This is a genomic window from Mesorhizobium sp. M8A.F.Ca.ET.207.01.1.1, assembly GCF_004794715.1.
In the GTDB taxonomy this organism is placed as follows: domain Bacteria; phylum Pseudomonadota; class Alphaproteobacteria; order Rhizobiales; family Rhizobiaceae; genus Mesorhizobium.
Genome location: NZ_SRUS01000005.1, coordinates 505,023 through 529,855, shown reverse-complemented (window position 1 = coordinate 529,855; position 24,833 = coordinate 505,023). Strand labels below are relative to the sequence as shown.

18 protein-coding genes are annotated in these 24,833 nt (G+C 60.7%); 8 read left to right on the top strand and 10 right to left on the bottom strand.

Annotated elements, in window-relative coordinates:
- Positions 1-56: 56 nt before the first annotated feature.
- The 4 genes from EN850_RS18000 to EN850_RS17985 are packed head-to-tail and all read right to left on the bottom strand — an operon-like array spanning position 57 to position 4,354.
- Positions 57-1,007: a substrate-binding domain-containing protein gene (locus EN850_RS18000; protein ID WP_136091929.1), complete on the bottom strand. Its 951-nt coding sequence runs from the start codon at positions 1,005-1,007 to the stop codon at positions 57-59.
- A gap of 55 nt (positions 1,008-1,062) precedes the next feature.
- Complete coding sequence (locus EN850_RS17995; protein ID WP_135864939.1) at positions 1,063-2,061, bottom strand: ABC transporter permease; 999 nt, start codon at positions 2,059-2,061, stop codon at positions 1,063-1,065.
- Positions 2,049-3,641 (bottom strand): sugar ABC transporter ATP-binding protein, encoded by a 1,593-nt coding sequence (locus EN850_RS17990; RefSeq protein ID WP_135864941.1) that lies wholly within the window; start codon positions 3,639-3,641, stop codon positions 2,049-2,051. Before EN850_RS17990 ends, EN850_RS17995 begins: the two co-directional genes overlap by 13 nt.
- 11 nt (positions 3,642-3,652) lie before the next feature.
- Positions 3,653-4,354, bottom strand: coding sequence for a GntR family transcriptional regulator (locus EN850_RS17985; protein ID WP_136091928.1), 702 nt, complete (start codon positions 4,352-4,354; stop codon positions 3,653-3,655).
- A 155-nt stretch (positions 4,355-4,509) separates the two neighbouring features.
- Here EN850_RS17985 and EN850_RS17980 point away from each other — a divergent pair, with 155 nt between their 5' ends.
- The 3 genes from EN850_RS17980 (at position 4,510) to EN850_RS17970 (ending at position 8,066) form a co-directional block, all read left to right on the top strand.
- The gene (locus tag EN850_RS17980; protein ID WP_136091927.1) at positions 4,510-5,736 is read left to right on the top strand and encodes an iron-containing alcohol dehydrogenase; all 1,227 of its coding nucleotides are present in this window, start codon (positions 4,510-4,512) and stop codon (positions 5,734-5,736) included.
- A gap of 17 nt (positions 5,737-5,753) precedes the next feature.
- Positions 5,754-7,241: an NAD-dependent succinate-semialdehyde dehydrogenase gene (locus EN850_RS17975; RefSeq protein WP_136091926.1), complete on the top strand. Its 1,488-nt coding sequence runs from the start codon at positions 5,754-5,756 to the stop codon at positions 7,239-7,241.
- A 63-nt stretch (positions 7,242-7,304) separates the two neighbouring features.
- Positions 7,305-8,066, top strand: coding sequence for an alpha/beta hydrolase (locus tag EN850_RS17970; protein WP_348642434.1), 762 nt, complete (start codon positions 7,305-7,307; stop codon positions 8,064-8,066).
- Between the two features lie 51 nt (positions 8,067-8,117).
- On the opposite strand, the gene EN850_RS17965 is transcribed toward EN850_RS17970, so the two are convergent.
- The 4 genes from EN850_RS17965 to EN850_RS17950 all read right to left on the bottom strand — a co-directional run bounded on the left by EN850_RS17965 (position 8,118) and on the right by EN850_RS17950 (position 13,880).
- The gene (locus EN850_RS17965) at positions 8,118-9,386 is read right to left on the bottom strand and encodes an O-antigen ligase (RefSeq protein ID WP_136091924.1); all 1,269 of its coding nucleotides are present in this window, start codon (positions 9,384-9,386) and stop codon (positions 8,118-8,120) included.
- A 175-nt stretch (positions 9,387-9,561) separates the two neighbouring features.
- Entirely contained in the window at positions 9,562-11,532 is a 1,971-nt protein-coding gene (gene asnB, locus EN850_RS17960; protein ID WP_136091923.1) for an asparagine synthase (glutamine-hydrolyzing), read from the bottom strand.
- A gap of 73 nt (positions 11,533-11,605) precedes the next feature.
- Positions 11,606-12,400 (bottom strand): class I SAM-dependent methyltransferase, encoded by a 795-nt coding sequence (locus EN850_RS17955; RefSeq protein ID WP_127275382.1) that lies wholly within the window; start codon positions 12,398-12,400, stop codon positions 11,606-11,608.
- A gap of 199 nt (positions 12,401-12,599) precedes the next feature.
- Positions 12,600-13,880, bottom strand: coding sequence for a nucleotide sugar dehydrogenase (locus EN850_RS17950; RefSeq protein WP_136091963.1), 1,281 nt, complete (start codon positions 13,878-13,880; stop codon positions 12,600-12,602).
- A gap of 238 nt (positions 13,881-14,118) precedes the next feature.
- Between EN850_RS17950 and EN850_RS17945 the strand changes: the two genes are divergently transcribed.
- Both EN850_RS17945 and EN850_RS17940 read left to right on the top strand, forming a co-directional pair.
- Positions 14,119-15,249: a glycosyltransferase family 4 protein gene (locus EN850_RS17945; RefSeq protein ID WP_136091922.1), complete on the top strand. Its 1,131-nt coding sequence runs from the start codon at positions 14,119-14,121 to the stop codon at positions 15,247-15,249.
- On the top strand, positions 15,246-16,094 hold the full coding sequence (locus EN850_RS17940; protein WP_135864954.1) for a class I SAM-dependent methyltransferase: 849 nt from the start codon (positions 15,246-15,248) through the stop codon (positions 16,092-16,094). The genes EN850_RS17945 and EN850_RS17940 overlap by 4 nt, the downstream gene beginning before the upstream one ends.
- Here the strand turns inward: EN850_RS17940 and EN850_RS17935 are convergent.
- Positions 16,091-17,899 carry an ABC transporter ATP-binding protein gene (locus tag EN850_RS17935; RefSeq protein WP_246689236.1) on the bottom strand — a complete coding sequence of 603 codons (1,809 nt, stop codon included), beginning with the start codon at positions 17,897-17,899 and terminating at the stop codon, positions 16,091-16,093. The two genes, EN850_RS17940 and EN850_RS17935, sit on opposite strands and share 4 nt — an antisense overlap.
- A 138-nt stretch (positions 17,900-18,037) precedes the next feature.
- Between EN850_RS17935 and EN850_RS17930 the strand changes: the two genes are divergently transcribed.
- The 3 genes from EN850_RS17930 to EN850_RS17920 all read left to right on the top strand — a co-directional run bounded on the left by EN850_RS17930 (position 18,038) and on the right by EN850_RS17920 (position 22,375).
- Complete coding sequence (locus tag EN850_RS17930; protein WP_136091921.1) at positions 18,038-18,949, top strand: hypothetical protein; 912 nt, start codon at positions 18,038-18,040, stop codon at positions 18,947-18,949.
- Between the two features lie 135 nt (positions 18,950-19,084).
- Entirely contained in the window at positions 19,085-20,344 is a 1,260-nt protein-coding gene (locus tag EN850_RS17925) for a glycosyltransferase (RefSeq protein WP_210237990.1), read from the top strand.
- A gap of 33 nt (positions 20,345-20,377) precedes the next feature.
- The gene (locus tag EN850_RS17920; protein WP_189591147.1) at positions 20,378-22,375 is read left to right on the top strand and encodes an O-antigen ligase family protein; all 1,998 of its coding nucleotides are present in this window, start codon (positions 20,378-20,380) and stop codon (positions 22,373-22,375) included.
- Between the two features lie 100 nt (positions 22,376-22,475).
- On the opposite strand, the gene EN850_RS17915 is transcribed toward EN850_RS17920, so the two are convergent.
- Complete coding sequence (locus EN850_RS17915; protein WP_189591146.1) at positions 22,476-24,488, bottom strand: acyltransferase family protein; 2,013 nt, start codon at positions 24,486-24,488, stop codon at positions 22,476-22,478.
- Positions 24,489-24,833: the final 345 nt, after the last annotated feature.

Here is a 24,833-nt window from a genome sequence, read left to right as displayed (position 1 = left end):
TGTCGCGTTAAAGGAGTGGGCGAGCATGGCTGCGCCCCGCATTGACTGCGTTCGTCTCAGAACGGGGAGTCGGGGAAATAATATTCCTTGGCGTTGTCCTTGGTGATCAGCGGCGCGTCCAGCTTGACGGCGCCGCGAACCGGGGCCTGGCCAACCAGGTTGGCCATGGTCATGTAGATGGCCGTCTTGATCATGGACGGCGGGTAGGGCGTCTCGACGGGGGTCACGGTGTCGCCGTCGATGACCTTCTTGACGATATCCTTCATGCCGTTACCGCCCAGCGCCAGCTTGATGTCCGTACGGCTCGACTGCTTGACCGCCTCGAGCACGCCCAGCAGCATGTCGTCGTCGTTCGCCCACACCGCGTCGATATGGGGATATTTGGCGAGATAGTCCTGCATCAGCTTGAAGGCTTCGTCGCTGTTCCAGTGGGCGTACTGGATGTCGAGAACCTTGAGGCCGGTGCCGGCGATGGCGTCCTGGAAGCCTTTGATGCGCTCGTCGTCGATCACGGTCGGAATGCCGCGCAGGACCACCAGGTCACCCTTGCCGCCAAGCTTGTCGATCATGTATTTCGCCGTGTTGCGGCCGACGGCGATGTTGTCGCCGGCCACATAAAGGCTCTGGACGGTCGGGTCGGTCAGGCCTCGGTCGACGACCGTGATGAAGGTGCCCTTCTCCTTGATGGCCTTGACCGGCTCGGTCAATTCTTCCGACGAGTAGGGCAGAATCACCAGCGCATCGATCTTGCGGGAGGCCGAGAGATCCTCGATCGCCGACACCTGCTCGGCCGCAGAGGGCGATGTCTTCACGATGACCTCGACACCGGGGAAGGCCGCGTTGATTTCCTTGGCCGCCGTCTGCGCGTGATAGACGACGCCGGCGGTCCAGCCATGGTCGGCGGCCGGTATCGAAACGGCGATGACTTTCTTGTCCTCGGCCATGGCATGGCCCGTGAGGAGCAGCGAGCCGAGCGCGGCCGCAGCCATCCATTTTCTACTGAACATTTTCTTCTCCCAGATTGGACCCACAACTACGCACCCGTGTGGTCCGGACACGGGGCTATTTCGAATTCGAAAACCTCTGAATGAGCATCGCGATGATGATGATGACGCCCTGGACCGCTGCGACCAGATACTCGGAGACGAAATCCGACAGCACCATGAGGTTGGCGATCAGCTCCAGAATGACAGCGCCGGCGACGGTCCCCCAGACATGACCCTTGCCGCCGCGCAGCGCCGTGCCGCCGATCACCACGGCGGTGATCACCTGCAGTTCCCAGAGCTGTCCGGTGGTCGGCGTTGCGGCGCCCAGACGCGGCACGTAACAGATCGCGGCGATGGCTACGCAGACGCCCTGGACGATGTAAGCGATGGTGCGCGTCTTGATGATGGAGATTCCGGAATAGCGCGCGACGTCCTCGTTTGCGCCCACCGCGGCGCATTTGCGCCCATACTTCATCTTGTAGAGGACGAACGATGCAATCGCGGCGACGGCGACCGATATCAGGATCGGAATCGGTATACCGCCGACGGTGCCGAAATAGACCGGCCGATAGGCTTCGCGCAGCGACCGGTCGATCGGTATCGTGCCGCCATCGGTCAGATAGGTGATCAACGCGCGGAAAATGCCCATTGTGCCGAGCGTCGCAATGAACGGTTCGATCCGGCCTATGGTGACGATCAGCCCGTTGGCGAGGCCACACAGCAGGCCGACCAGGATCGCCACGAGCATTCCAGCCGGTATCGCCCACAGGCCGGCGTGTGGCGCCACGGCGTTCATGAACATGATGGTGATGCCGGTGACGAAGGCGGCCATCGAGCCGACGGAGAGATCGAGCCCTCCCGACGAGATTACGAACGTCGCACCGACCGCGATGATGGCGATGAAGGCGCTGCGGGTGATGACGTTGGCGAGATTGGTTGCGGAGAGGAAGTCCGGATTGATGAGGAAGCCGGCCACCAGCAGGGCGGCCAATGCCAGGAAGGGACCCACGTCAGTCCAGGTGATGTTCAAATCGCCGGCGCGATGCGTGGATGGGGATCCGGTTATGACAGCCATTCTGTTCCTCCCTTGGCCATTGGCCTCGGTTTCGGGCCGCTTGTCGCCAGCAGCGCCACATTGCTTTCGGTCATCTCGGCGCCCTGGAGTTCGCCGGTCAGACGGCCCTCACGCATGACGAGGATGCGATTGCAGATGCCGATCAGCTCCTGCATTTCCGACGAGATGACGATGCAGGCTTTGCCGCTGCCAACGATGGCGTGAATGAAGGCGTAGATTTGAGCCTTGTTGGCGATATCGATGCCACGGGTCGGCTCATCGATGATGACCACCGAGGGATTGGTAAGCAGCACCTTGGCGAGCAGCAGTTTCTGCTGGTTGCCGCCGGAAAGTTGCCCCGCCTTGACACCAAGGGTCTTGAGCCGGATGTCGTAGCTCCGGACGGCCTCCGCCAGTGCGGCCGCTTCGCGGCTTCTGCCGAGAACCAGTGTGGGATGAAACCGCTCCAACGCCGAAAGCGTCAGGTTGGGCGCCAGGCGCTCATCGAGGAGCAGGCCTTTGCTTTTTCGATCCTCGGTCAGATAGCCGATGCCTGCGTCGATCGCTTCGCGTTGCGAGTGGATCCGGACGGGTCGTCCCCGGAGTTCGATCTCCGCATGGGCCGGCCGCAGGCCTACCAGCCCTTCGAACAGTTCCGTGCGGCCCGCGCCGATCATGCCGGCAAAGCCAAGAATTTCGCCCTTGTGAAGGGTGAAAGAGACATCCTCGGCGTAGCCCGGGACGGTGGCGTTTTTTACGCTCAGCATAGGCTCGCTGGACGGTGTGCTCTTCTGCGGATAGAGGGCTGCAAGCTCGCGGCCGACCATCAGCCGCGCCATGTCCATCTGCGTCAGGGCGGTGCCCGGATAGGTACCGACCATCCTGCCGTCGCGCAGCACGGTTACCTTGTCGGCAAGCTGCCGCACTTCGTCCAGCCGATGGCTGATGTAGAGGACGGCTGTGCCGTGGGCTCTCAATTGCAGGACGATTTCGAGGAGCCGATCCACTTCCGCGCCGGTCAGCACGGCGGTCGGCTCGTCGAAGATCACGACCTTGTAATCGTCGAGCAGGGCACGGGCAATTTGGACCAGTTGGCGGTCAGCCAGAGAGATGTCGCGCACCAGCGCGGTCGGCGAGACCGGGCAGCCGATCTGCGCCAGCTTTTCGGCTGCCAGCCCCCGCATGGCGCGGTCGTCCATGACATGGCGGCGCGAAAGCTCGCGGCCGAGAAACAGGTTGTCCGTCACCGTAAGTGCTTCGGCGAGCAGGATCTCTTGGTGGACGAGGGCGATGCCGGCTTCCTGGGCCTGGTCGGGCTTGGCGAACGTCACCGGTCGACCGGCCATGGACAAGGTGCCACGGGTTGGCTCGGCATAGCCGGATAGCAGCCGCATCAGTGTGGATTTTCCGGCGCCGTTCTCGCCGATAATGGCATGGATCTCGCCCGGCAGGATGTCGAGCGTCACGTCGGAGAGCACGGTGACCGGCCCATATTGTTTCGAGAGACCCTGAGCGCGTAGCACCGGCTCCGCGGCCGCGGGCGCGTTGCCGCCAGGCAGCGCGCGTCCTCGCTCTGCGGCAATATTGGCGGTAATGGACATTCGTTCAGGCCTCAATCGAAGGCCGGCAGCAGGCGATCGCGCGAGTGCTCGATGTGGGCGCGCATTGCTTTCGCGGCGGCATCGGGATCGGCTGAGCCGAACGCGGCGAGGATCGCCTCATGCTCGTCCAGCGCCTCCTCGGTGACGCGGGAGTGGTACATCAGGCGGAATATGTGGAAGTGGGTGTGTTGATGACCCAGCGTCTCGCGAATGAGCTCGTTTTCGGCATATTCCATGATCTTGTCATGGAAAATCGCGTCTTGCCGGGCGAAGTTTGAATAACGCAGGCGCTCGTCCTTGCCTTCGCGGCGCGACATCACGCCTGCCGCCTCAAGCAGTGTGCCGAGTTTGGCCTCGTCCATCGCGGCGGCGGCCTTCGCCGCGCCGTGCGGTTCGAGCAGGAGACGCATTTCGTACAATTCGTCGAAACGGCGCCGGGTGATCTGCGGTGCGGCGCGGTATCCGATCAGATGCGTTTTCAGAACCAGGCCTTCGCCTTCCAGGCGCCCGAGCGCCTCGCGGATCGGCGTATGGGAAACGTCGAATTCCTTGACCAGATTGTCGACGGTGATGCGTGAACCGGGCGCGATCTTCAGCGACATCAGCTGCCCGAAGATGGCCTCGTAAACGTCCTCGGCCAGGCTGCTCGCGCGCTGGATGCGACCCGCTCCCGTGGGCGCCTCACCATTATTGCTCAAACTGACAGGTTGCATCTTTCGCCTCTCGACAGGGGAGACTGCTAACACGAGGGTTTGACCGATGCAATACTATATCCTATACGATTTTATCGGCGCCGTTCAGTTCAGGACCCTTCGGTGCGGATTTTGCAATGCGAGTTTCTCCGACACCCTCAAGGATGCAGCCTGTCATGAGCCTTCTCACAGCCCTCCGGCTCCCACGCGAAATTCTATTCGGAAAGGGGCAACGTCATGCGCTGCCGGCCGTGGCCGGTCGCCATGGCCGACGCGCCCTTGTCTGCACCGACGAGCGTTTCGCCGGCACGGCGGTGTTTGCCGAAATCATGGAATCCTTGCAGGCAGCATCGATCGACGTGCTGGTTCACGACAGTGTCCTCCCTGACGTGCCGCGCGACTCGGTGGCGGTCTGCGTCGAGGAAGCGAGGGGCTTCCGGCCCGACATGGTGATCGGCATCGGCGGCGGCAGCTGTCTCGATTTCGCCAAATGCGCCGCCTTGCTGATCAGCCACGGTGGCGAGTTGCAGGGCTACTATGGCGAGTTCAAAGTCCCGGGACCAACGCTGCCGCTCATCGCCATACCGACCACGGCCGGCACAGGATCGGAGGTGACACCCGTCGCGGTGATATCCGATCCGGACCGGACGCTCAAAGTAGGCATATCGAGCCCCCATCTCATTGCCGCGGTTGCCATCTGCGACCCCGAACTGACAATGACCTGTCCGCGGGGCCTGACCGCGATCGCCGGTGCCGACGCGCTCACCCATGCGATCGAGGCCTTCACGGCCATGCGTCGGGACGGTGACTTCAGCCTGCCGCAGCGCCACGTTTTCATCGGCAAGACGCCGTTGACCGATCATTTCGCGCTGCTGGCCGTCAAACTGCTCGGCCGCAGTCTGGAGAAGGCGTGCGCCGACGGCGATGACGCCGAGGCGCGCGCCGACGTGATGATGGGAGCGCTGGCTGCGGGTTGCGCCTTCGGCACTGCTGGCACGGCGGCGGCGCACGCGGTGCAATACCCGGCCGGCGCGCTCACGCACACGCCGCATGGGCTGGGGGTGGCGACGATGATGCCTTATGTCATGAGCTACAACAGCCGTGTGGCCGCGGCGGAAATCGCCGAGATAGGGATTGCTCTCGGCCTTGAGGCGAACGGTCGTGGCGCCGACGAAATGGCGGAAGCGACCATCGAGGAGATCAGACGCTTGTTCGCCGCGATCGGTATCACTCCGACGCTGGCCGGTCTGGGGCTTCCGGCCGACAGGCTCGACTGGACCGCCGAGCAGGCGCTTGGCATCGATCGTCTGATCAAGAACAACCCGCGCCCATTCGACCTCGCCGCCATGCGCCGCCTTGTCCAGGCGGCCTATGACGGCGATCTCACCGCCTGCGCCATGTGAACGTCAGGAACAAGACGATGAACCTTCCTTACAATGCCTTCCAGCTCGATCAGGATCCCTACGATGTGCGGGGTTTCCCGCACCGGCTCTATATTGGCGGACAATGGCTGCCGTCTGCCGACGGCAGGCTCATCGAGGTCACCGATCCATCCTCCGGCGCCGTGATCGCGGCGGTTCCCGATGCGACCCTGGAGGACGCCACCGCTGCGGTCGAGGCAGCGGCCAAAGCCGCCAAGGGGTGGCGTGAGACCGCGCCACGCAAACGCTCCGAGATTCTCAGGCGCTGTTTCGAACTGATGGTCGAGCGGTCGGAGACGCTTGCCATGCTGATTTCGCTGGAGAACGGCAAGGCCCTGCGCGACGCGCGCGGCGAGGTGGCTTACGCGGCCGAATTCTTCCGCTGGAACGCCGAAGAAGCTGTTCGCATCACCGGTGAGTTTGGCACCGCTCCGTCCGGGACCAACCGGATCGTGGTCGACTACCAGCCGATCGGCATCTGCGTCCTCATCACACCTTGGAATTTCCCTGCCGCGATGGCGACACGCAAGATCGCACCGGCCCTCGCGGCGGGCTGCACGGTCATTTTGAAGCCGGCCAGCGAGACGCCGCTGACGGCCTATGCGCTGGCCGCGCTCTACAGCGAAGCCGGCGTTCCGGACGGTGTCGTGAACGTGCTGACGACGTCGACCCCAGGCCCCCTGACGTCGGCCATGCTGGCCGATCCGCGCGTCAGGAAGCTCTCCTTCACCGGTTCGACCGGGGTCGGCCGGGCCTTGCTCGCCGAGGCCGCCAAACATGTGATTTCCTGTTCCATGGAACTCGGCGGCAATGCACCCTTCATTGTCTTCGACGATGCTGATCTCGGTGCGGCCCTCGATGGCGCCATGATCGCCAAAATGCGCAATGCCGGCGAAGCCTGTACGGCCGCCAATCGCATCTACGTCCAGTCGGGCATCCACGATGCGTTCGCCGACGGCCTGTCCCGGCGCATGGCCGCGCTCAAGATCGGCGCCGGCACCAAGGCGGACACCGAATGTGGACCCATGATCACCAAGAAAGCGGTCGACAAGATCGACCGGTTGGTCAAGGACGCGGTCAATCGGGGTGCCAAGGTGCTGTGCGGCGGCTCGGTGCTTGAGGGAGATGGTTTTTTCTATCCTCCGACCGTCTTGTCCGAAGTCTCGCCGGACGCTGACATGGCGCATGAAGAAATCTTCGGACCGGTGGCGCCCATCACCCGCTTCGAGAGCGAGGCACAGGCCATCCTCCACGCCAACGACACCGAATACGGCCTTGCCGCTTACCTCTACACCCGCGATGTGGCGCGCGGCATGCGGGTTGCTTCGGACATCGAGGCCGGCATGATCGGCCTCAACCGCGGCTTGATGTCGGATCCCGCCGCGCCCTTTGGCGGAGTCAAGCAGAGCGGCCTAGGACGGGAAGGGGGCCAGCACCACGGTATCTCCGAGTTCATGGAGGCCAAATACATCGCTGTAACCTTTTGAGCGGACGCCATGTCGAAGGATCCTTTTCGCACCCGCGACCACGTTGCCGATTTCGATGACATCGTGGCCGATATCGTCGCCCGCAGCGCTGCGACGCGGGCTTCGCTGCCTATGCTGGCGGATGTCGCCTATGGTTCGCACGAGGCCGAGCGTCTCGACCTGTTCTTTCCGGAGGGACCGCGCAAGGACCTCCCGGTGCACATCTTCATCCATGGCGGCTATTGGCGCATGTTCACCAAAAGCGATTATTCCTACGTTGCCGAAACGGTCACGAGCGCAGGGGCAATCGCGGTCGTGATCGACTATGCGCTGATGCCTGCCGTCAGGATGGCGGCAATCGTCGACCAGGTCCGGCGCGCGAGGCAATGGGTGCAGGATAATATCGCCAGCCATGGCGGCGATCCCGGTCGGCTAAGCGTCAGTGGCCATTCCGCCGGCGCGCATCTGGCGACCTTTTTGTTCAACGAGGATTCGACACATCCCCCCTCGGCGGCACTTCTGCTCGGCGGTCTGTATGATTTGAAGCCTCTTCAGCATTCCTTCCTCGAGCCTTTGATAGGCTTGAGCGACGCGGAAGTTGCGGCATTTTCGCCGATAAGCAAATCCCACTCTTCGCGGACAAAAGTCAGGATGTTGGTCGGCGAGCGGGAAACACAGCCGTTTCACCTGCAAGCCAGATTGTTTGCTGATCGTCTGATAGGGCAGGACCTGAGTGTATCGATGGGCGTGCTCACGGCGCGCAACCACATGGACAGCGTACGTGATTTAGGGCTGCGCGGGACAATCGCGGGCGACTGGCTTCACCACGTCGTCGTGGCCGCATAAATTCGACACGCGGCCCGCGAGAACATCACGGGCCTGCCGTCGCGGCAGCCGTTATGTCGTCTGACTTTCACGGATCGGCGAAACGGTTCGTCCGCAAGCCAGGTATGTGCCCGAAATCAGGAAGATCATTAGCGTTGAATCGAGAATGTCGTGGCCGACAAGGATGCCTGTTAGGCCACCAACAAGGTATACGATGACGGCGACCACTATCATGGTCGCCCCGAACCTCTCTAACGGATCGGCACTGAAGCGAAGAACCCTCGTTGCGTTCCAGATCGCGACGATGAAGATCGCCGCCAATGATAACGCCCCAACAAGTCCGGCCTGCACCAAGGCTGTCAGAAAGCCGTTGTGAAAATGGTTGAAGCCCTGGCTCACCCCAAATTGCTTTTTGAAACCCTGCTGTGAAATCGCCCGGCTGGCGGACATGCCGTGGCCGAAAAATGGCGCTTCGCGAAATGCATCCATCCCAATGTCCCAGAGCCCAACGCGTAGCCCGAGCGGAGTGGAATGATCATCCTTGGTGGCGAGGGCGTTCCAGTCATCGAACAGGAAATGAGTGCGACCTACGATGATTGGAGAGGTGATTGCCGCGGTGAGCAGGCAGCAGGCGCCCGCAATCACCAGCAACCGCCTCATATTCGATCGCGTGAATCTCTGGCGATTGATCACAAGGACGGCGACAATGGCGATCAGCAAGGCTACCCAGATCATGCGCGAGCCGGAATAGACGGTCGCTACGGCGCCGGCGAGTACGGCGACGGTGAGTGTCTTCCAGGCTTTCTCTATTCCCGACACAGCGCCCGCAAGGCACATCATCACGGCGAGGCAGGTGACCGTCGCGAACACGATCGGATTTCCAGCCCCTCCTTCGGCTCTCAGCATCCCGATCCAGTAATATTGGACAATGGTCAGCACCAGCGCTCCGGCACATGCTGCCGCGCTGGCCCGCACAGCAATGCGTGCAAGCGTCGCCTTGTCGGTGATGCTCCAGGTCGAATAGGAGATCGGGAACACCAACAAGGTGATCAGCGGCAGGAAGTGCGTGACATCAGCCCGCAGGGTGCCGTTGACGATCGATGCCAGGACCATCGCCGCGCAATAGGCATAGATCGCAAGGGTCATGGCGAGCATCGGCCGGTCGATGTTCAAGCGGCGTCGCCTGGCGACCAGCAACACCACCGACCAGAGCGCTCCACCATGAAATACGAAGCTCACCACCGACCCGAGCACTGGCGGCGAAAAGAAGCAGATGATCGAGAAGCCACGGTTGACCTGTTCTGCCGTCAGGTGGCGCCGCAGCGATGTAAACGAGTTCAATGCCTTGCTTCGCAATGTTCCGGGTCGCGTGCGAATCGTTCGAACGATCCTTGCTCACCCGTGCTTCGCCCCTGTCCTCGAACCCGTATAGCTGCTTGCTCAGGTATCTGATAGTGCGGGACCGTCTCGCTCCCGATCCGGCTGCGCGAGTGAAAAAACCTGGCCTGATGCCTGTTCAGGCCGCGACCGCCGATGAAGCTCCCTGGGTTCCTTCCTGCCAGGATTGGAACATCAGGACGTCCCAAAGCAGATACTGATTGTTACGGTGTCCGGAGAGGTGCTCGGACCACGCGCGCCGGATTGCATCGGCTCGAAAGAACCCGTCTTCCCGCAATCGGCGCTCGTCGAGCAGCGCCTCCGCCCATTCGCGAAGCGCGCCGCGCAGCCAGGTGTCGATGGGCACGCCGAAGCCCATTTTCGGACGTTCGACGAGCGCTTTCGGAACATGTCGATAAAGCAGTTGCCTGAGCGGCCACTTTGTCTGGTCGCCGGCTCGCAGGATGGAAAGCGGCAGCGAAAGTGCAAAGCCTATCAGCCGGTGGTCAAGCAGCGGCACGCGGGTCTCGAGGCTGACTGCCATTGCCGCGCGATCAACCTTTACCAGGATGTCGTCCGGCAAATAGCTCATCATATCGATGTACATCATCCGCTCGACGTTGCCCGGCAGCGCTGGAAGCGCCTCCAATCCCGTCAGCATGGTGGGCGGCTCGTCCGCATCCGGGATGATTTCGGTCGCTTCCCAATGCGAGCAGAGGCGGCGGTAGACATCGTCCATTGTTCGCAATGAAAGAACCGACGCCGCCTTGTGGATCTTGTCGCCGACGCGCTCGCGGCGCAGGCGCTGCGGCAGAAGCGGCATGATCCCACCCGCGACATTGTTGTAGAGACCGGGCGAGGGCAGTGTCGCCAGGCTGGCCGACGCGCGGCGCAGCCCCATCGGGACGCGGGAAAGCTTGTTCCATAACGCATCGGCGAGTGCGTAGCGCGTGTAGCCGGAGAACAGCTCGTCGCCGCCATCGCCCGACAACGCCACGGTAACGCTGCCACGCGCCAGTTTGGAGACGAGGAATGTCGGGATTTGCGAGGAGTCGGAGAAGGGCTCACAATAAATGCCGGGCAGATTGGGCACAACCTCTAGCGCGTCCCGCTCGCTGAGATAAAGTTCCGTATGGTCGGTGCCAAGGTGGCGCGCGACTTCCTTGGCATGGCCCGCCTCGTTGTAGCCGACTTCGTCAAATCCGATCGTGAAGGTCCGTACCGGTCGCGAACTGATCGACTGCATGACCGCCACGATGGCGGAAGAATCGATGCCGCCCGAGAGGAAGGCGCCGAGCGGCACGTCAGCGATCATCTGCCCTTCGAGGGCGCGGCGAAGATGACGTTCGAGTTCGTCGACCGCCTCTTCGGGGCTCCCTTGAAAAGGGTCGCGCTGGCCTTGTTCAGCGGCTTCCCTGGCGCTCCAATAGCTCTCGACATGTGGCTCACGCATCGGGTCGGAAAGGACGAGGAGATGGCCGGGTCTTAATTTGCGAATGCCTTGGTAAATGCTGTAAGGCGCGGGGATGTAATTGTGGCGCATCAGCAAAGCCAGCGCATTCCGGTCAATGTCCGGGCGCCAATCCGGCAGCGGTTGAAAGGCCTTGAGTTCCGAGGCAAACGCGAAGGCCTTGCCGATCCGGCCATAATATAACGGCTTTTCCCCCAGGCGATCACGTCCGAGAACGAGCGTTCTCTCCTTGCGGTCCCACAAGCCGAAAGCAAACATGCCGACAGCCAGTCCAAGCGCTTTGTTGGTTCCAAGCTCCTCGATTGCAGCCAGAAAGGTCTCGGTGTCGGAATGACCGCGCCATGCATGAGCGCCGAAGTCCCGATCGAGATGCGTCCGCATCTCGCCGTGATTGTAGATTTCTCCATTGAAGACGATGACATAGCGACCGCTGTGCGAAATCATCGGCTGCGCGCCGGCCGATGACAGGTCGATGATTGCCAGTCGGCGCTGACTGAGCGCGACCCCGGCCTCGGCGTCAGTCCAGATGCCGTCGTCGTCCGGTCCGCGATGCCGGATCATGTCCGCCATGCGGCGCACGCTGAAGGGGCCGCTGCTTGTCGCGGCCGCTCCACCCACAATGCCGACGATACCGCACATCCGGCGTTACTCTCCAATGACCAGGCTCGGTTCTTTCTCTCTCTGCCGCGAAATCAGAGGAGGAAACCAGCGGCTATAAATCCATTCGCTCGAAACACCATTCACCACAGCCGGTGCCGAAGAGGCCAATTCCAGGCACTGCATTGAAGCGCCGCTTCGTGCGAAACCCAAGTTTTTCGACTGACGTCTCCAACTCTTCGGCCGAGGTGGATTGATAGGGATAGCCGCCTAGCCAGTCGTCGACATCCGCCAGGAATTCCATGCCTCGGCGCGCGCGATAGTTCTTTACAAACGAGATCGTGTCCCGATGGCGCAGCGTTCTCGCCGACATGTAGGCCGAGACAAACAGCGCTTTGACCGGAGGCCGCAGCCAGCGATGAGAGGAGTAGAGCCTTTTTTCGACCGTCCACAGTCCGCAAAGTGGCGTTTTCAGGTAGATCGCAATGCCAAATCTTCCGCCGTGACCAACGAGGCCGGCTGCGTTGCTGATCGCCGCCCACATGTCGCCCGTGTGATGCAGGACGCCCCACGAGTAGACGACATCGAACGTCCCGGTCGGAAGCGACGCCCTGTCGAGGATATCGGCACGCTCCACGCTCCATTCGGCTTCCGGCGCGAAGCGAGAAAGCACGGCCTTGGTCGTTTCGACACAACCCGGATCATAGTCAACGGCGTGAACCTTCGCTGCCCCCAGCCGAAGAGCGGCCGCTGAATGCAGGCCCGATCCGCAGCCCATGTCGAGAAATGTCTTCCCCTCCAGATCGCCCACCAGGCGGCGAAGATCCTCGCAAGCCCGATCCAGATGCTCGTCCTCGAAGCGCGCGGCAAGCTCGGACCAGTTGCGGCCGAAATCATAACGCGCGTTCATAAGCTTCCCACCGTCGCCCTTTCCGAATGACCGAAGCCTTAGCTGATGCCAGATAGAAGTCCCGAAACGAATGCGTTCAGCCGGTCGAGCCACGCCCGCCTCTTGTGGAGATGGAATCCTCTAAGACCGGCTGCGTCGGTGGTCAGAATCGGCCTGCTTAACCTCACGGTAGATCCCAGTGTTGAATTCAGGCCGAGCCTTACAGACTCCAATACTTCAAATTGTCAGGGATTTCATTCGGCTTGATGGCAGACTTGATGTCGAACAGCGTCCCGCCCTGCTTGATCATTTGAAAAAGACGCGCTCTCTCACTGGTGAGATAGACGTTGTGCGGTACCGCCAAGACAAGCGCCTGCAAATCGCTTATCTCATCGAGCGGCAGGATCGTTTCGCCGTGATCGCGTCGAGCGGATTCGGCATCGGCAAGGGGATCGTGAAGCTTGGGCACGATGCCGAACTGTCTCAGTTCCTTGACCATGTCGAACACGCGGCTGTTGCGCAAATCCGGAACGTCCTCCTTGAAGGTCAGTCCGAGAATGCCGACGGAAGCTCCTTTGACTGATATGTCCGAGCGGATCAACTGTTTGACGACTTGCTGGGCAACGAAGGCTCCCATGCCGTCGTTGATGCGGCGTCCGGCGAGGATAATCTGCGGATGGTAGCCTTCGGCCTCCGCCTTGGCAGTCAGATAATACGGATCGACGCTGATGCAGTGACCGCCGACGAAGCCCGGCTTGAAGGGGAGGAAGTTCCATTTTGTCGATGCGGCATCAATGACATCCTGCGTGCGGATCTCAAGCCGTTCAAAGATCATTGCCAGTTCATTCATCAGCGCGATGTTGAGGTCGCGCTGTGTGTTCTCGATGACCTTCGCCGCTTCGGCCACCTTGATCGACGGCGCGCGGTAGACGCCGGCATCGATGATGCTCCCATAGACGCTGGCTACGCGCTCCAGCGTCTCTGCGTTCTCACCGGAGACGACTTTGATGATCCGCCGCAGCGAGTGTTCCCGATCGCCTGGGTTCGCCCTTTCAGGCGAATAGCCGAGCGCGAAGTCATGAGGATGCCGCAGGCCGGATATATGCTCGATGATCGGCCCGCAAAATTCCTCGGTCACGCCTGGATAGACCGTCGATTCGAAAACGACGATGGCGCCTTTGCTCACCGCTTCACCGACAAGCTCCGATGCCAGTTTCAAAGGCGAAAGATCGGGAGCACGGTTGATGTCGATAGGCGTTGGCACGGCAACGATGAAGAAAGTCGCGCCTTTCAACATCTCTCGGTCGGTCGTAAGCGCGATCGAGGATTCCTTGATCGCCGCCGTGTCGACCTCTCCGGTGCGATCGACGCCGCGACGCAATTCCTCAATCCGGCTTTCGCTTATATCGAAAGCAATGGTACCCGGGAAAACCTTCCCAAACGCGACGGCTACCGGCAGGCCGACATATCCCAGACCGATAACGGCGATGCGTTCGGACATTGGCAGAGTTCCTAAGTCACTTATGTCCAGCGCTTGTATGGCAGGCTGCACGCCAATTCAACGATGTGTAGTTGCGAAGTGGGAACTCTCCACTCAAAATAGCGCCTGATCGATGCGCGTGTCGCCATCGTCTCGTGGCGCTCGATGTTGTGGATAAGATGCGGCAGGATTGGGTTTCGAGCCTCAAGACCCTACAAGAGCCGAATGGTCTGGACCAGTCAGCCAAGAACCTGAATGCATGGATCGCATCGTTGTTGTCGTAAGCGAACCAAGATCCCTTGCAACCACGCGGGGACATCTTCTGCTTGCGCTGCGCGCCGCCGGATACGAAGTACATGCCCTGGCGCCAGTCGATGCCATGACCGTTCGTTGGCTGACCGAGAACGGCATCCGTTTTCATCCATTGCCTATGGAGCGTGCGGCTATTGCGCCATTCGGCGATGCGCTTTTGGCTTTTCGTCTTTGCAGGAAGCTGCGAGAGCTCAAACCCCAGGCCGTGCTGACCTGTGCGATCAAGCCGATCGTCTATGGCATACCCGCGGCGCTGATTGCGGGGGTACCGCGCCGGCACGCGCTTGTCACGGGCCTCGGCTATGCGTTCACGGACCGTCACAAATCTCTACGGTGGAGGATGGTCAATGCGGTGGCCCGGCTTCTTTATGCCGCGAGCCTGCGTGTTGCCACCACGGCCACCTTCCAGAACGACGATGACCGGAATGACTTCGGTCGTCTGGGACTGCTCGGACGTACACCAGCCAATGTAGCCAACGGTTCAGGGGTAGATCTCGATCGATTCAAGGTTGCGCCATTACCAGAGAAGCCGCGATTTCTTATGATCGCACGCCTGCTTCGCGACAAAGGCCTCGGCGAATATCTGGGTGCGGCAAGGCTGGTTAAGGCAATTCGACCTGAAGCCCGTTTCGACCTGGTCGGCGATACGGATCCAAATCCCGCGGGATTTCCGGTATCGGAAGTTGAGGCAGCGGTCGCGGACGGAACCATCCGCTATCACGGGCCTGTGGAAGACGTCCGCGGGGTGATCGCCGATTCGCGTATCTTCGTGCTTCCATCCTACCGCGAGGGTACGTCGCGATCTGTCCTGGAGGCGATGGCAATGGGGCGCCCGGTGATCACGACAGATGCGCCGGGTTGTCGCGCGCCGATCGTTCCCGGCGTGAGCGGCCTGCTGGTGCCGGTCGGCGCCGCGCCCCCCTTGGCGGAAGCCATGATCCGCTTGATCGACAACCCAGGTGAAGCCGAATGCATGGGCAAAAACAGTCGATCGATCGCGGAAGAGCGCTATGATATTCGGAAAGTTACCGCTCATATGATGGAAATCATCGAAGCCCGGCACCGAGCCACAGAATGACGTTCGCGGGAAATCCATCGTCGAACCGATACGAGTTCGGAGCCAATTGGGCGTCGTTCATCGACAAGCACTACTCGGCGGAACGCCGCCGCATGGCGGCGGAGAAGCTCTTGTCCTTCCTCGGCAAGCAGACCCTCGAAGGCTTCGACTTCCTCGATATCGGCAGCGGCAGCGGGCTGCACTCGCTTGCCGCCTTCGATGCAAAAGCGGATAGGATACAGTCCTTCGACTTTGACCCGCTCTCGGTAAGCACAACCGGCAAGTTGCGGCAATTGGCGGGTGAGCCGACGAACTGGATCGTCGAACGCGGCGACGTGCTCGACGCCGACTATATGGAGAAGCTAGGCACCTGGAATCTCGTCTATTCCTGGGGCGTGCTCCACCACACCGGCGCGATGTGGCAGGCGATCGAAAATGCGGCGCGCACGGTTGCCCCCGGCGGTCTATTCTTCATCGCTCTCTATTCGTCGAATGTCGTGAAGCCGTCCGCGCAATTCTGGCTCGACGTGAAACGGCGATACAACGGCGCCAACCCTCGCCAAAGGCGGTGGATGGAGTACTGGTACATCTGGCGCTTCGGGCTCGGTCGCAATCCACTTCAACTGCCCTTGCTCGTGAAGCAGATCTATCAAAAGAAAAAAGGTCGCGGCATGAGCTACATGACCGACATCCGCGACTGGCTGGGCGGCTGGCCTATGGAGTTTGCCGACGACCAGGCGGTGATCGATTTCCTGAAGAAACGGTTCGATTTCGAGCTCGTCAGGATATCTACGGGTGAGGCATGCACGGAGTTCCTTTTCCGGAGCCCGAACAGTCGGCCGCCCAAACGGAGCAAGTCGCTTTAAGCGGTCTGTCCGCCGGCTCTCGTCCAGATATGTGGCCGGCCGTTTTCGAGGGTGACGATCTCGTCGCAATTTTCGACTGTTGTGAGCCGGTGCGCGATGATCAGCACCGTCAGGCCGGCGGGCAGCTCGCGGATCGCCTCCATGACCGCGGCCTCGGTCTCCGTGTCGAGCGCGCTCGTGGCTTCGTCGAAGACGAGCACGGAAGCCTGTCTGTACAACGCCCGGGCGATGCCGATGCGCTGGCGCTGACCACCCGATAGACGGACACCACGCTCGCCGACCCGCGTCTCATAGCCTTGCGGCAAACTTTCGATGAAATCCGCCAGTGCGGCCTGCTGCGCTGCATTGCGCACGCGGTCGAGGTCGATGTTGGCGGGATCGATGCCGAAGGCGATATTGTCGGCGATCGAGGCGTCCGCCAGGAAGATGCTTTGCGGCACATGGGCAATCTGTCTTTGCCAGGCACGCCGTGTGGTTCCGTCCAGCCGCTGCCCGTCGATCTCGATCACGCCGCCAGTCGGCTCGAGCAGACCCATTATCAGATCGACCGTCGTGCTCTTGCCGCTGCCCGTCTTGCCGATGAACCCGACCTTGCTTCCTTTCGAGATCGTGAGATTGAATCGCTCGAGTATCGACGCTTGGTCAGAAGCGTAACGGAACGACACATCCTTGAGCATGATCGCTCGATCGAATGGGAGACGCTTAGGCGGCGGCTGGTTCCACTCTGGGCCGAGTGGTGCCTCGAGCGCCTGGAGCACGACTTCGGCTCCGGCAAGATTGCTCAGTATCAGGGCCCAATTGCCGTATACAAGCTGCATGGATGGGAGCAGACGCTGCGCTCCAAGGACGAATGTTCCAAGTATCGGCAGAACCTGGCCGGCATCGTTCGAGCGGGTGATGAGGAAATAAGCAAGCGCCGCGATGATCACCATACCCGCAGCTTCGATCGCGAAACGCGGAGCGCCCGCGGCAAGTGCGTTCAATGCATTCGCGCGCTGCAGGCGTAAATCGAGTTCGGTGTACCGCAACAGAAAATACGGTTGGGTGTCGTTGATGATAACATCGCGGATGCCACCCAGTCCCTCTTGGACAGATCGGATGCCTTCCGCCTGCGCGCTGGCGATAATTTGCGCATTCTTCTTGAGGTGCTTGCGGATGACGAGCGACATGGCGAGGTAGACCGCCCCAAAGCCCGCGAAGATAACGAAGGTGATGAAAGAACTCAGAGCAAAAAGGGCAGCGACGATGAAGACGCCGATGATTATGCCGCTGATCGATTGCAACAGGGGCAGCATTACACCCGCGGTAATGGCTTGAACCTGGCGAAGCGCGGCCAACACTGAACTGGAATTGCGCGAAACGTGGTAGCTGTAAGGTTGGCGGAGTACTTGGTCATAGACCTTCACGCCCACCTCATGTCCCAGCGAGAAGACATAAGAGGTCGTGGCCCAGGCAAGGAATATGCGCACGGCGCCGGCTATGATCGCCACCACCGAAAACAGAATCGTCAAATCGAGAAGGCTGTCTGAAGAGCTGGTCAGCCGAAAGCCGGCAAGCTGGCGAGCGAGGAACGACTGGCCGCCAACCGCCTCGGGATTGGCGATGCGCGCAAGAAACGGCAGCAAGGCACCAAGCGTAGCGGCTTCCGCAAGTGCTCCGAACATCATCAAGACAAGGAGGCCGAAAAACTGCCTTTGTCTAGGCTTCGATACCTGCCGCCACAAGCGTCGCAGTGTGTCGAGAGTGCTGCCCGAGTTTCGGTTTCCGCTCAATGCCAAATCGATGTCCGCATTCAGAGCGCTCAATGCACACGTTCGGCGCTCCACGACAAGTCACAACAGATGCCCGCTGGCAACTTTATCACAGAAGCGCGAAGGTGACCTGTCCACAACTGCACGTATGGGCCAGAGACCGTGATTGCGGTGAGGTGATATGCTTCAATCATGGGTGACGCTATAAAGATTCGGGATCGAAGGCAGCGGCTGGCCTTAATTGCGGCATTGCTTCGTGCACTCGGCGTGTTCTCGGCAGGGGTGGGGACGGCATTTCTGCTCTTTGTGTCGGCATACCCGCTCGGATTGGTCAGCGCCTACCCGGCACCACCTGCTTCGGCAATTGAGGGGCCACTGGGGTTTGCACAGAGAGTTGCGGACGTTGATGATCTCTATCGCCGCACGGGTGAGCCGATGCAGCCATATCTTGAGCGTCTGACAACGGCGGTCGCGCGTGGAATGGTACACTATTGGACAGAAGGTGACCGCTGGTCGGAGGCCGATGCGTCCTACACCCGGATCGGGGTTTTCGACAATTACTTGCTCTGGATGCTCAGCTTTCTTTCGGAATATCGGGAAAACCTGGGGAACTATGAATTTGTAACTCCCCGAAAGGCACTGGATCGGGGCTATGGGTTCTGTTCCCAGGTTTCGAAGATCGTCTACTCTGTCCTTGCCGATCAGGGCATCGAAGCGACGATCTACAGTGCCCCCGAGCACACTGTAGTTGAGTCAAATGGCAACATTCTCGATTCCGACTATGGTGTCTTCGTTCCTCACTCGCTTGAGGATGTACAACAAGATCCGTCGATCATCGACACGTACTACGCGCAATTCGGGCCGATGCTGCCTTTGCTAAGAAGGGCGTATGGTCAGGACTGGCAACCGCTCGGAACTGCCGAAGACTTCAACGGCGTGCGTGCGTACGAGGCAAAGTTCGAACGCCTGAAATGGGCTCCGCCGCTTGCGTTCCTTGCCATTGGTATTTTACTCGTCACCATCGGCATTCTGCTCCAGTATCTTCTTTTAGGACGCGGCCGGCTTGTGCTGCAGCGGGTTTGCGGAATTGCTCGGTCCTCTTGATTTCGTTTGCTCGTGACCATTTCTATAAGCCATCGCCTCGCAGAGGCTTCCGCTTGCAAGCGGCTGCGCCTAGCGGCAACCGGCGACCAATGAGGAAAGGCGGCGGAGCGGATGACGCTGCGAGAGAAATTTCCGATGACTGATGCTGAAGGCCAACAGTCGGCTGCCGGGCCTTCTGCCGCACTGGCTAGAAAGCCTCGTCGCAAAGTACTCTTTGTCATCGGAACGCTTGACCTGGGCGGCACCGAGAGCCAGCTCGTGCTGCTTGCCAAGGAATTGAAGCAGCGCGGCTGGAAGGTAGAAGTCTTTGCGCTTTCACAAGGAGGTGTTCTCTCGGAGACGCTGAATCGCGCCGGGATCCGGGTATTGTACGGACTTCATCGGCCGAATCCCCTACCTGCGTCGCCGACAGTGGCCAAAGTGGGTGCCAAGTCGGGCGCGGCGCCGACGAGGCGCCCGAGTGTGAAGGCGATGCTGGTTCTCGGCGCAGCCGTCACTTCGCTTGTCCTGCGCATCGTCTTGACCCGGCCGCGCGTGGTCCACGCCTTCCTGCCGCTGACCAATTTCCTGGGCGCCTTGGCGGGGCGGGTTGCGCTGGCGCCATTTGTCATCACGTCGCGACGCGGTCTCGGCAACCATCAGGAACGGTGGCCCAGGCTCAAGCGAATGGACCGGATCGCCAATCGGCTTTCCCATGTGGTGGTCGCGAATTCGCATGCGGTCGCGGCCGATATGGCGGCTCGCGACGCCTATGATATCGACAGAATAAGGGTGATCCCGAACGGTCTCGATCTCAGCCGCTTCGATGACATCGTCCATCGCCGGGACGAAACCCGGCGGCGGCTCGGCCTCAGCCAGGACGAAGTCGGCATCATCATAGTCGCGAATTTAATCCCATACAAAGGGCACAGGGATCTCATTCAAGCATTCGCTCTTGCGAGCGAAAGCCGGCCGAATCTGAGGCTGTTCATGGCGGGACAGGACCGAGGCATCGGGCCGGGCCTGGCGGAAGAGGCACGGCGGCTCGGCGTCGGATCGAAAGTCCATGCATTGGGATCACAGAGCGAGGTGCCGGAATTGCTCGCCGGCATGGATGTTGGCGTGATCGCCTCCCATGAGGAAGGTTTTTGCAATGCCCTGATGGAAAAGCTCGCGGCGGGTCTTCCTGTTGTCGCCACCAATGTCGGCGGAAATCCGGAGGCTATCTCCGGTATGCCGGGTTGTGTATTGGTGAAACCTCGTGACCCTGCCGATCTGGCTCGCGGGCTTCTAGCCGTTCTCGACCGATTGCCGGAGCCGACAGCCGACCGGGAATTTAGGCAACGGATGATGCGCGAGCGGTATTCGACAGGAGCTATGGTCGACGCATATGAACGCCTCTATCTCGTGGGCTGACGAATGAGCGGGATTGCCCACTCGGAACGCTCGATGAGTTCGACGCATCCGTTGCGGGCGATCCTGACGAGCATCTCGGCAGGGCTTTGCGCGTTCGTCATCGTCATATACCAGTCCTGGTTCATGCCATATTTTCTGCCGTTCTTCACCGGGCGGGACGAGTTCGCCAGGCTGGTGTTCCATGCGCTCTATGGCGGCGTGCTGATTGTTTCGATCGCCGTTCTTGTGACGCGTCGAGACGTGCGTAGCGCGATCCTTCTGCTTGTTATCACCGCCGCCATGGCAGTCGTCCCGGTTGCGCTTCATCCGATCGGGATCGTCGCCAAGTGTTACCTGATCACACTTTTCCTCGGCGGCGCGGCGATTGTGCTCATGCTTGCCTCAGCTCCCGCAATCGTGTTGCGCCTCTCGGCGTCAGTCACAGCGCTCAATGCAGTGGTTTGCTTGCTCGACCTCCTCTTTGCCAGCGGCTTCACCAACACGCCTGGCCGGGCCGCCGGTTTGGCGGTCAATCCCAATGTCGCAGCGGCCGGACTTCTGCTTGGGGCTGCGGCGAGCTACCGCGCCGTCGCACAAAAGTGGCGTGCAAGCTTCCTCGTGCTCGTAGCCATAACGCTTCTCGCGACGCTTTCTCGCTCGACCCTTCTTGCCGCCCTTGCAACGGTGGCGGTTCCGATTGTCGTCCGCATTTGGCAACAATTTCGCAGCGGCCGTCGTTTTCAGATCGATCTTGGGGGCTTGGGCCGTGCGGTCGTCGTCGCTTTTGCACTGCTGGGGGCGATCGGCATCGCGTTGACCACAAATCCTTCCTTCCGTATTGCCACAGACGAATCCTATGCCGGAATTTTGTCTGTAAGCACGGCGCTCAACGAAGCATCGAAGGCTGTCGATCGATCTCCGCCAGCCGCTACGGTGTCAATTGCGCCACCGCGTGAAGGGGCGTCGGCAAATCAACCGGCTCCGCCTCGGGCAAGTTCTGCTGACACTACCACGCCCCTCGCCGTCGAACCCCCGAGCGGTTCGGCCGCCGCTAAGGGCGGTGCATCCGCGGACGCCGTAAATTCGTCTCCTCTGCCATCCGGCCCCGCGCCCGCGGCTAACCAATCCACGAACGTCGCCAAGATGCAGGCGCTCGGCGAACGCCTGACCGATGAAGGCAAGAGGAACTCGATTTCGGCAAGGGCTCTCTTTCTCGAGCGCGGCCTGCTCGCCTATCGAGAAGGCGGTTTTTTCGGTCGCGGACTTGAACAGGCGCAAGCCCTTGCGCCGCACAACACCTTCGTCCTGTTTGCAATCGCTTTCGGTCACCTCGGCTGGCTGATTCCGATTGGCTTGGTCTGCTTCGCCTTTTGCTTTGCCCGGTACGCTGGTGATCTTGCCCTTGGTGTCGCGGTCATGGGGGTGGCGCTGACCTCGCATGACCTCTTGCTGACACCAAGCCTCTTTCTTCCAATCGCGCTCGGAATTGGCGGCATGCTCGCCGCACGAAAAGTGGCTGCCATAAAGCCGTCGCCGACAGAGAAAGGCGAGCCTTGGAGCTTTGCTTGCGGAACATTGGCAGGCGTCGCGGCCTTCGGGGCCGGCTGCATCGCGATACTGCTCGTCACACCACCGCTTATTACCGGGCGGCTGCAGAACGAAACCATGTTTGCCGCCCGAGGCGGATACGAAACGCTGCTTCCGCGGCCACAATTTCCCGGCCTTTTCCAGTTAGGCAACCTGACTGGCACTTCGCCTTTGCAAGCATCCTATCTGCGCGAAAACGGAACGTCGCTACATCGCGTCGGCTGGTCTTCTCACGCATGGCCTGCCGTCAGGCAGGGCGAATATACTTTTCGCCGGCCGGATGCTGTGCTGTTCGCGCCCACGGATTCGAGCGACCCTCGCAGCAATGACCGAACCTATGAGGTCGCCGTTCCGCTGTCGGTCAGTGCACTATGCTTCATTCTTCTGGGCACGATCATTGCATGGTCGATTGCAACTGTGGCTGCCGTGACGCCACCAGCAAATCGGCCTAAAGCCTCCGGATGATTTTCGGAACAATAAGCCTCGCGCAGAAGGTCGGTGGGTGGTGATCGTCGACGTAGAGACGGTGTCCGGCGCTGTCGTCGCATGGCACAGAGCTGCGGGCTCAATTGCTCATGCTGGTTGTCGAAGGCTGCATGGCGTTCGCTGTCGATACACGAGTTCGCCCGTCGGCTGCGGCTAGGGCCTGGTGGAGACCGATCGTTCGCGCAAGGCCGACGTCGGTCTCCGGTGTCAAGTTTCGGCGCAGGTGAGCTTTGTCGCGGTAAATGAACTCGCCATTGATGTAGGTGGCGCAATGCCTGTCCGGACACATGCCTTTGAGTGGATCGACGAAGAACACCCCATTTTCATCCGCAAGCGACTCTAACGCGGTCACCACCGGCGACCAACGCCGTAGGATTTGCTCGCTATCCATGTCTGTCGAACAACGTCTCAGCATCCCGCTTTCGCGCATTGCCGCGCAGGACGTCAGATCCACGCCTGGCACCGGCACCTGTCCAATGATTCCGATGCGTCGTTGCCGAGCGGTGATTTCTTTTACGAGGCTGAGCAAGCCATCGCGCAACAGCAGGACCCTGTCCGCCTGCCGGCCGTCATCGGCGACGACATTGGTGTCAGCAAGGTTTGTCCAGGCGGAAGACAGGACCACGAGGTCGATATCTTTTCGCTGTCTCAGCATATGGACGACCGCCTTTCGGGAAGACGCGCAGCTTTCCTGGTAGTCGGGGTGCTCTGGAAAATCGCGATGGACACCTTCTCCGAATGCGGCCGGGCACGCGCGATAAAGAAAGAAGGCGGTATTCTCGTGCTGGCCGGCAGCATCGAACAGCGGGGCGAGGTGTTCGGCGTGGCTATCGCCCCACAGGACGGCGTGATGTCTCGCTTTGCCCCAGGGCGCCCCAAACGCGCAAAAGGTGCTGCCCAGTTCAGGAATGACGACCGTCTGTGGACACGGCCAGTCCCACATCACCTCGAGGCTGCGCATTGCCTCGGCTTCTTTCGGAATCCTGCTGGTGAAACCGCCGGCTTCGAAGATCGCATTGCCGCTCAGGCAAACAATCACCGCGGCAACGCCGGCGGCAAATGCCCTGGATGGGGGCGCCCGCGGACGGCGGACGGGCTCCTCGACGAACCGCCAAGATAAATAGGCCGCCAGCCCTGCCATGGCGACAAGGACAGACGCTTCGGCCGCCGTCGGCATTTCGGTGCCTGCATAGTGGCGGAAGAAAACCAGGATCGGCCAATGCCAGAGATAAAGGCTATAAGAAATCTTGCCCGTCGATCGCAATGGTGCGCTCGCAAGCAGCGCCGAGATCATTGACTGCGAACGCGGCCAGATGAGCAGGACGGCGCCGATCACCGGAAAGAGAGCACTCAAGCCTGGAAACGGTTGGCTCGGCGACAGCCAGATGGTGCTGGCGGCGACCAGGCAAAGGCCGACCAGTCCGAAAGCTTCGGAAGTGCCTCGGTGGCGAACGGGCGCCGCAAAGACCAGCAGGCCGCCGAGAGCCAGTTCCCAGGCTCGGCCGAAGGGAACATAGAACGCTCGCTTTGGATCGATCGCCACCAGATGGAGGGCAATCGAGAAGCTGATCAGTGCAACCATACAGATCAGCGCGATGATCGGCGGACGGCGGCCCCGTGCCAACCGGTTCGCCATCAGAAGCAAAACCGGCCATACCAGGTAAAACTGCTCTTCGACGCCGAGCGACCAGAGATGGAGCAGGGGCAGAAGCGTCGACTCGCGGTCGAAATAGCCCGTGTTCCAGAGAAAGTAGTAGTTCCCCACCCCGACGGTAGAATATGCCGCGCTGCGTCCTAAGTTGGCATAGTCCCCGGGGGACAACAGGAACCACCCCGCAACGAGCGAGAAGCAGATCGTTACCAGCATCGCCGGCAGAATTCGATGCATGCGCCTGGCGTAGAACTCGATCAGGGACAGTTCGCCGCCTTCAGCCACCAAAAGGCGGGTGATCAAGTAGCCAGAAATGACAAAGAAGATATCGACGCCGACGAAGCCCCCCGCAAAACCGGGCACTTCAAAATGGAAAAGAATGACGGCGACCACTGCGATTGCGCGCAATCCGTCGATATCTGGCCGATAGTCGGACTTCACGGCTCCCTCCGGGTTATTTCCCGGCCTCACAGCCCAATTGCGTATCATGAGTCGATGGCCGGACATATGCAACGGCGGCACCGGCGATTCGACTTACAAGTCGCATTTCGAGAAACGTGGGGATACCCTCACAATTTGTTTCGCGCTGGAGCGACGAAAACCTAAACATTGGTGCGCGTGTGCCAGAATCAGTCCTGCTCCTGGATCGGGGCATCGGACCAGTGGCGGCTTTTCGGAGGGAGTATTCATTCGTTAATGATATCGGGGCGATGAAAACTTGCTCGCTTGATAGAAAAACGGGTTGTTCGTCCCGTCCCTGACTGTATAGAAGATTGTCCCGTGCGT